The 2,032-nt window shown below is 58.3% G+C and carries 3 protein-coding genes; 2 read left to right on the top strand and 1 reads right to left on the bottom strand.

Annotated features, from left to right (window positions below; translation table 11 throughout):
* Positions 1-406 (bottom strand): caspase family protein (locus tag AC1D00_RS38525; RefSeq protein WP_477014282.1); only part of this gene is annotated, 406 nt, incomplete at its 3' end.
* Between the two features lie 749 nt (positions 407-1,155).
* On the opposite strand from AC1D00_RS38525, the gene AC1D00_RS38520 reads away from it, so the two are divergent.
* Positions 1,156-1,563, top strand: coding sequence for a hypothetical protein (locus tag AC1D00_RS38520; protein ID WP_477014281.1), 408 nt, complete (start codon positions 1,156-1,158; stop codon positions 1,561-1,563).
* A 61-nt stretch (positions 1,564-1,624) separates the two neighbouring features.
* A partial coding sequence (locus AC1D00_RS38515; protein ID WP_477014280.1) for an adenylate/guanylate cyclase domain-containing protein occupies positions 1,625-2,032 on the top strand: 408 nt, incomplete at its 3' end.

Raw genomic sequence — 2,032 nt, 5'->3', positions numbered from 1 at the left:
CCGCAAAGAGCGCCCGGTCGAGCGCGACGGTCTCGTCGAGCACGTCGCCGTCGGTTTCCAGCGCGGCATCCGTGGGGATCAAATAGTTCGTGCCGTCGAGCTCGATGCCGTGCCCGGCATAGTAAATGACGGCAACTTGGGCATCGCGGGTCCTGCCCGCGAACTCGCGCAGCGACCGGCGCATGTCGGCGGCGTTGAGGTCGAGCCTGACATCGACATCGTCGAAGCCGGCCTTCTTGAACATGCCGCCGACCAGGGTGGCATCGTTGACCGGGTTGCTGAGCCGGGGGACGCTCTTGTAGGCGGAATTGCCGATCACMAGCGCCACGCGCTTCTCGGCATGGGCCGGACCGCAGGCAAGCAAGACGGCGAATATTAATAAAGCAAAAGGACCAAAACGACTCACAGCAGTCCCCCCGGAATGCAGTCTGAAAGATTAGACAGAGCATGACGAAAAGCAAATGCTTGCTCTGTGACATTGGTCACAAGAGGACCCAGCTCGGCTCAAGCGAGTTGAGTTAGGGCTCATCTCTTCTGCTTGCGCCCAGCCGGATAGCATGCGTGAAACGATGCTGGAATGTGTCGAGAGCGCCGGCAAGGCGAGCGCTTCTGGGAGGACGAAGACTCGTCGGCTCCGGGTCACAAGCGGCGGTTGTGGAGAGCACCTCTTGGGGCGGCATTTCGATGCGGATCCAGGCTAGGGTCTACCTCTCGGGCGGATCGTCGGCTGGTTGACGCAATTGATGCCGCCGAAACGAATGAGAATCCGCTCCTCATTGCCCCCCGCCTGGTGAGGGTGCTTTGCCGGGTACGCCTGACGGCGAGTTGGCCGTGATTGGCACCCACATACTATTCTGCGCATGACTGCTGCTTATCCTTCACGGCCTGCCCATCATCATCGCTTGGCTCAGGATGCTTTTGTGGCTAATCTCGCTCGCCTGATCACCGCCCCGGCAAGCCAATCAGCCTTCAATCCGGCTTGTAGCGCGGAGTCATGAGCCTAGCTGGAAAGCTCTCATTCTAATCGGCCCAAGAAGGCGCGAGAGACCTGCAGTCAAGGGAGATGGCACAACCCAGTTGGTTCGCTATTAGAAACTGGTCTCACGCAATCCACACACGGCACCCAAACAGTAGCAGTCAGATTCGGGGGTCTTCATGGAGCATTACTTTCTTAAGCTTTCATATTCGACGACGGGCTGGAAAGATATCGTCCAAAAGGCACCCACCTTCGATCAGAGGTTGGGGCCGGTCCGCGATCTCATAGCCAAGCTTGGCGGGTCGTTCGCTTCGTTTCATTTCTATGAAAGGGATCCCTATCGCAACAAGAAGCTGCAGCACGTCGTACTGGAAAAGTTTGGAATATTCGGGCGTGACGATCTCATCGCCGTTCTCGCTTTCCAGGACAAGAACTCTGCGCAGGCCTTCAAGATAGCGCTGTCGACGCAGCCTGGAATCAAGAGCATCGAACTCGTTTCGATCATGCCCTTTGAGGACGTCATCGCAGACTCAGTGGGTAAAGCGAAGGCCGCGATCTCCGGAAGCAAGTACGCCGGTCCGGGATGAGAGCAGACATTGTCTGCAGATTAGACTGAACTCCAAGGAGGCCAGCCAAAGGGGCGGCGGAATGTCCAATACCCCATCGCCAGAGCCTTGCCCCTGCCCACGATGCGCGAACCCCGCTCGAGCGGGGGCGCGCTTTTGCGATGCCTGCGGTGCTCCATTGCATCCGGGAGAGACCTCTCATTCAGACCGAGAGGGAGAACTCAAGCATGTTACGGTGCTGTTTGCAGACATCGTCAATTCAACGAACCTTGTCGCAGGCCTATCCCCCGATGACGCAGAAGCGATTCTCAACCCGACCGTGACGGTGATGTTGGATGCCGTACAGGCATTCGGAGGGATCGTGAACCAATTGCGCGGCGATGGCGTGCTGGCCCTGTTTGGTGCACCGCAAAGTCAGGAGGATTACGCGTTGCGCGCCTGTTGCGCGGCATTGCGTATGCACGAGGTAGCTCTTTCATCGGAGCAGCGC

It is taken from the genome of Bradyrhizobium sp. P2_E8 (genome assembly GCF_056403875.1).
This window is presented reverse-complemented; position numbering and strand designations above follow the sequence as displayed.